Source organism: Streptomyces spongiae (genome assembly GCF_009377185.1).
GTDB lineage: Bacteria > Actinomycetota > Actinomycetes > Streptomycetales > Streptomycetaceae > Streptomyces > Streptomyces spongiae.
The window spans coordinates 1-5807 of the sequence record NZ_VJZC01000606.1 but is presented as its reverse complement, the minus strand read 5'-3'; the positions used below and the strand labels follow the sequence as shown (position 1 = coordinate 5807).

6 protein-coding genes are annotated in these 5807 nt (G+C 70.2%); 5 read left to right on the top strand and 1 reads right to left on the bottom strand.

What is annotated here, in order from left to right:
* Positions 1-789, bottom strand: a 789-nt coding sequence (locus tag FNH08_RS42710; protein ID WP_322726366.1) for an aminotransferase class V-fold PLP-dependent enzyme, incomplete at its 3' end; no start/stop codon positions are given.
* Positions 790-989: 200 nt separating this feature from the next.
* On the opposite strand from FNH08_RS42710, the gene FNH08_RS42705 reads away from it, so the two are divergent.
* The 5 genes from FNH08_RS42705 (at position 990) to FNH08_RS42685 (ending at position 5775) form a co-directional block, all read left to right on the top strand.
* Positions 990-1838, top strand: a complete 849-nt coding sequence (locus tag FNH08_RS42705) for a transporter substrate-binding domain-containing protein (RefSeq protein ID WP_322726365.1) — start codon at positions 990-992, stop codon at positions 1836-1838.
* Entirely contained in the window at positions 1835-2674 is an 840-nt protein-coding gene (locus FNH08_RS42700) for an amino acid ABC transporter permease (protein ID WP_152776894.1), read from the top strand. Before FNH08_RS42705 ends, FNH08_RS42700 begins: the two co-directional genes overlap by 4 nt.
* Entirely contained in the window at positions 2671-3513 is an 843-nt protein-coding gene (locus FNH08_RS42695; RefSeq protein ID WP_152776893.1) for an amino acid ABC transporter ATP-binding protein, read from the top strand. The genes FNH08_RS42700 and FNH08_RS42695 overlap by 4 nt, the downstream gene beginning before the upstream one ends.
* Positions 3514-3531: 18 nt before the next feature.
* Positions 3532-4623, top strand: coding sequence for an amidohydrolase family protein (locus FNH08_RS42690; protein WP_152776892.1), 1092 nt, complete (start codon positions 3532-3534; stop codon positions 4621-4623).
* A gap of 240 nt (positions 4624-4863) precedes the next feature.
* Positions 4864-5775, top strand: a complete 912-nt coding sequence (locus tag FNH08_RS42685) for an SCO1860 family LAETG-anchored protein (protein WP_152776891.1) — start codon at positions 4864-4866, stop codon at positions 5773-5775.
* The last annotated feature ends 32 nt before the right edge of the window (positions 5776-5807 follow it).

Genomic DNA, 5807 nt, shown 5'->3' with positions numbered 1-5807 from the left:
CAACGCCACCGCCCCCGCCCGCGTGGCCGCCGCCGCGGCGGCGTGACGCCCCATCGTCGCCGCCAACCCCTCCGCCTCGATCCGCTCCACACACGCCTCCAGCGCCAGCATCTCCAGCTGGGCGGGCGCGTGGAGCAGAGCGCGACGACCTCCGTCGATCCACCGCTCCTTCCAGTCCAGCAGCGACAGGTACGACCGCCGCGGCGCCCCCGGGTTCGCCGCCATCCGCGCCCACGCCCGCTCGCTCACCGAGATCGCCGACACCCCCGCCGGACCGCCCATCGCCTTCTGCGCCCCGATCACGCACAGGTCCACACCCCACGCGTCCGGCAACACCGGCTCCGCCCCGATCGAGGCGACCGCGTCCAGGTAGAAGAGCGCACCGTGCTCCCGGACCACCGCACCTATCTCGGCCACCGGGTTGGTGTTCCCGGTGGCCGCCTCCGCGTGCACCAGGGACACGAAGTCGATCGACGGGTGCTCGGCGAAGGCGGCACGGATCTGCTCGGCGGTGACCGCCGTGTGGAAGGGCACCGCGAGGTCGATCACCGTCGCCCCGCAGTCCCGCAGCCAGTTCCCGAAGGTCTGCCCGTAGGGGCCGGTGATCACGTTCAGGGCGGTCGTGTCCGGGCCCGCGGCGCCACGGATCGCGCCTTCCAGCGGCAGGAGCGCCTCCCCCTGCGTGATCACCAGGTCCTGTTCGGTGGCCAGCAGCCGTGCCACCCGGTCCTCGATCGCAGCGAAGCGCGTGGCGCTCATGGGGGCCAGATCCAGAAAGGGGTGCGTCACGGGGGTGCTCTCCTCGCTCGGGGGTAGGCATGGCTTGGCCTGCAGTGGTCTGCATGTGCATGCGGATCACGTTCGAGCGTAACCGTGCCAGCTGTGCCGATAAGTCGCAGGTCACACTGCTCGATGACCATGGGAATGATTTGGGAGAGTCCAAGCTTTCCTTATAATCGGAACCATTCGTTTTCTCACAGGAGGTCCCCGTGAACACGGTCCTCGGACGCCGGACCCGCATCCTGGCCGCCACCACCGCCACGGCCGGAATGCTGTTCGTCGCCGGCTGCTCCTCGGACGACGGCGGCAGTGGCAAGCAGACCGCCGCCGGCGGGGTCACCCTGGCCAAGGGCGGTCAGCTCACCACCTGCACCCACCTGCCGTACCCGCCCTTCCAGTCGGAGATCGACGGCGAGGTGCAGGGCTTCGACGTCGCGCTGATCGACCTCGTGGCCAAGGACCTGGGCGTGAAGCAGAAGATCCTCGACACCCCCTTCGAGAACTTCAAGACGGGCGCGTTCCTGAACTCCGGCCAGTGCGACCTCGCGGCGGCCGGCATGACGATCACCGAGGAGCGCAAGAAGAACGTCGACTTCTCCGACCCGTACTTCGAGGCGACCCAGGCCGTCCTCGCCACCAAGAAGAGCGGCATCGGCTCCTTCGCCGACCTCAAGGGCAAGAAGCTCGGCGCTCAGGCGCAGACCACCGGCGAGGAGTACGCCCAGGGCAAGGGCCTCGACCCGGTCTCCTTCGAGTCCTCCGACGCCGTCCTCAACGGGCTGCGCACCGGCCAGGTCCAGGCCGTCGTCATCGACTACCCGGTCGTCCAGGGCTGGCTGAAGGACAAGGCCAACGCCGACGCCTTCAAGGTCGCCGACAACGTCAACACCGGCGAGGAGTACGGCTTCACGGTCAAGAAGGGCAACACCAAGCTCCTCGCCGCCATCAACAAGGCGCTCAAGGAGGCCAGGAGCGACGGTACGTACAAGAAGCTGTACGAGCAGTGGATCGGCCCGTACGACGAGAGCGCGGCCTCCGCGTCGCCGTCCGCCTCATGAGCACGACGAAGACACGAGCACAGCTCCAGCCCCGTAAGGCCGGACTGACCCGGCGGCAGAAGCGTGCCGTGTCCCAGGGCCTCCAGTACGCCGTCTTCGTCGCCGCCGTGGTCGCCCTCGCGGTCTCGGCCGACTGGGGCAGCCTGCGGAACCAGTTCGCGCAGTCCGACCTGGTCGGGCAGATGTTCCCCGACATCATCACGCTCGCGCTGAAGAACACCGTGCTCTACACGGTGTCCGGCTTCGTCTTCGGCCTCGTGCTCGGCATGGTCGTCGCGCTGATGCGGCTGTCGTCGGTGGGTCCGTACCGCTGGGTCGCCGGGATCTACATCGAGATCTTCCGCGGGCTGCCCGCCCTGCTGATCTTCATCTTCGTGGGCGTGGCCGTACCGCTGGCCTTCCCGGGCACGGAGATCCCCGGCGGTACGTACGGCAAGGTCGCCCTCGGGCTCGGCCTGGTGGCGGCCGCGTACATGGCGGAGACGATCCGGGCGGGCATCCAGGCCGTGCCCAAGGGGCAGATGGAGGCGGCCCGTTCACTGGGCTTCTCGCACGCGCGGGCCATGGTCTCGATCGTCATCCCGCAGGCATTCCGGATTGTGATCCCGCCGCTGACGAACGAACTGGTGCTCCTGTTCAAGGACTCCTCGCTGGTGCTGTTCCTCGGTGTCACGCTGGAGGAGCGCGAACTGGCGAAGTTCGGCCGCGACCTGGCCAGCCAGACCGCCAACTCCACGCCGATCCTGGTCGCGGGCCTGTGCTATCTGCTGGTGACGGTGCCGCTCGGCTTCGTCGTACGACGCCTTGAGGCCAAGGCGGGGGAGGCCACGAAATGAGCACGAGCACGGCCACGGACACGGCCGCGAGCACGCCCGAGGGCCCGGAGATCGAGGTCCGGGGCCTGTACAAGTCGTTCGGCGACAACGAGGTGCTGCGCGGCATCGACCTGGAGGTCCGGCAGGGCGAGGTCGTCTGTGTCATCGGCCCGTCGGGCTCCGGCAAGTCGACCCTGCTCCGCTGTGTGAACCTGCTGGAGGAGCCCACCAAGGGCCAGGTCTTCGTCGGCGGCACCGAGGTCACCGACCCGGACGTGGACATCGACGCCGTGCGCCGCCGTATCGGCATGGTCTTCCAGCAGTTCAACCTGTTCCCGCACCTGACGGTGACCGAGAACCTCACGCTGCCGCAGCGCCGGGTGCTGAGGCGGGACAAGGCCGAGGCGGCGCGGGTGGCCGCCGAGAACCTGGAGCGCGTGGGACTGTCGGAGAAGGCGACCGCCTACCCCTCCTCACTCTCCGGCGGCCAGCAGCAGCGCGTCGCCATCGCCCGCGCGCTCGCCATGGGCCCCGAGGTGATGCTCTTCGACGAGCCGACGTCGGCGCTGGACCCGGAGCTGGTGGGCGATGTCCTGGCCGTCATGCGCGTGCTCGCGAACGAGGGCATGACGATGATGGTCGTCACCCACGAGATGAGCTTCGCGCGGGAGGTCGCCGACCGGGTCGTCTTCATGGACGGCGGAGTGATCGTGGAGCAGGGCGCCCCGGCACAGGTCATCGGCGACCCACGCCACGAACGCACCCGCCACTTCCTCTCCCGGCTCCTCGACCCCGCGAGGGCCGAGGTGCCGGAGGAGACGGAGGAGACTTCGGACCAGGTGGGCAAGGCGGACCAGTAGGTCATTAGGGTGCGGTACATGAGCGATCGCGCGGTGCTGCATGTTAAGGGGCGGGTGCTGGTCGGGCCCGACGACGTCCGGGACGAACTCTGGGTCGTCGACGGGAGGATCTCCTACGACCGGCCCACCGGCGCCCGTGATGTCCGTACGGTCGAGGGCTGGGCGTTGCCCGGCCTGGTCGACGCGCACTGCCACGTCGGCCTCGACACCCACGGTCCCGTCCCCGAGGACGTCTCGGAGAAGCAGGCACTCACCGACCGCGACGCGGGCACCCTGCTGATCCGGGACGCCGGCTCGCCCTCCGACACGCGCTGGATCGACGACCGCGACGACCTGCCGAAGATCATTCGGGCGGGCCGTCACATCGCGCGTACGCGCCGCTACATCCGCAACTTCGCGCACGAGGTCGAGCCGGACGAACTGGTCGCGTACGTGGCGCGGGAGGCGCGGCGCGGCGACGGCTGGGTCAAGCTCGTGGGCGACTGGATCGACCGGGACCTCGGGGACCTGTCCGCCTGCTGGCCCCGGGAGGCCGTCGGGGCGGCGATCGCGGAGGCCCACCGCCTGGGCGCCCGCGTCACCGCCCACTGCTTCGCGAAGGACTCCCTCCAGGACCTGGTCGAGTCCGGCATCGACTGCGTCGAGCACGCGACGGGCCTCACGGAGGACCTGATCCCCCTCTTCGCCTCCCGCGGCGTCGCCATCGTCCCCACGCTCGTCAACATCGCGACGTTCCCGAGCCTCGCGGAGGGCGGCGAGAGCAAGTACCCGCGCTGGTCCGCGCATATGCGCCGACTCCACGAACGCCGCTACGACACGGTGCGCTCCGCGTACGACGCCGGAATCCCGGTGTACGTCGGCACCGACGCCGGAGGATCGCTCGCCCACGGACTGGTGGCCGCGGAGGTCGCCGAGCTGGTGACCGCGGGCATTCCACCGGTCCAGGCCCTGTCGGCCACGGCGTGGGGCGCGCGGAGCTGGCTCGGCCGCCCGGGGCTGGACGAGGGAGCCCCCGCGGACCTGGTGGTCTACGACGGGGACCCGCGAGCCGACGTACGGGTGCTGGCGGCGCCGCGACGCGTGGTGCTGAACGGCACGGTCGTCGGTTGACGTTCATCGGTTGACGTACGGCGGTTGACGTCCGAGGCGACGGCTGTTGACGGAGCGTGAAGGGGCGTGACCGTCGGGGAACGCTGATCGGGTGACTGTGGAGAACGTGCGTGCCAGGGGATTCGAAGATGCGCACGGAATGGTCACGTAGGGGTGAACTCCCGTCAGATTGCTGACGGTTCACTCTCCGTCCGCGATTCTTGCGGGATTCCGAAGCGATACTTCCCTGGGAGCCCACCCTTGAACGGCAACAACTTCCGCCTGCCCGCACGCCGTCTGGCCGCCGCCGCGGCGGCCACGGTCATGGCCGCCGGTCCCGCGGTCCTGGCCGGCGCGGGCACCGCCCACGCGACCGAGGACCACGGTCGCGCGAGCGCCGTCGTGCTCCGCACCGGGCTCGACGTGCACCTGGCGAACAAGACCGTGAACGTCCCGCTCGCGGTCTCGCTCAACGAGGTGAAGGCACCGGCCGACGCGGAGCGGAGCACGCTGAGCGCGCGGCTGGACGGGGTGGACGGCGGGCAGCCCTTCAGCGTGCTGCGTGCGGACGTGGCCACGGCGAAGGCGACGGAGTCCGCGACGAAGGCCGAGGGCCGCACGGACCTCGCCAACGCGCGGATCCATGTGCCGGGCCTGCCTCTGCTGTCCCTCATCGAGCTGGAGGGTGTGACGTCCCGCGCGACGTGCGAGGCGGGCGAGAAGCCGGTGGCCGAGTCCAATGTGGCGGGCGGGGTGACGGTGCTCGGCAAGAAGGTGACGGTTGCGGCGGGCGGGACGACGGAGGTCGAGGTGCCGGGGGTCGGCGAGGTCACCCTCGACCTCTCCCGTTCCTCGACCACGTCCCGTACGGCCGCCGCGACGGCCCTCGAACTCAAGGTCTCCGTCAACCCGTTGAAGCTGAACGTGGCCGAGGTGGAGGGTACGGTCACGCTGGCGAGCGCGACGTGCGAGTCTCCGGCGGAGGCGTCCTCGTCGTCGGACCCCGGCTCGTCCGGCCCCGGGTCCGAGGTGAAGCCCCAGGGCGAGGCCTCCGACTCCGACCTCGCGGAGACCGGGAGCAACTCGATGACGCCGTACCTCGCGGGTGGGGCGGTCGCGTTGCTGGCGGTGGGTGGGGGAGCGGTGGCGCTGGCGCGGAGGGGTAAGGGCTGAGGTCCGGGGCGGCCGCCGGGATTTTCCTCGCC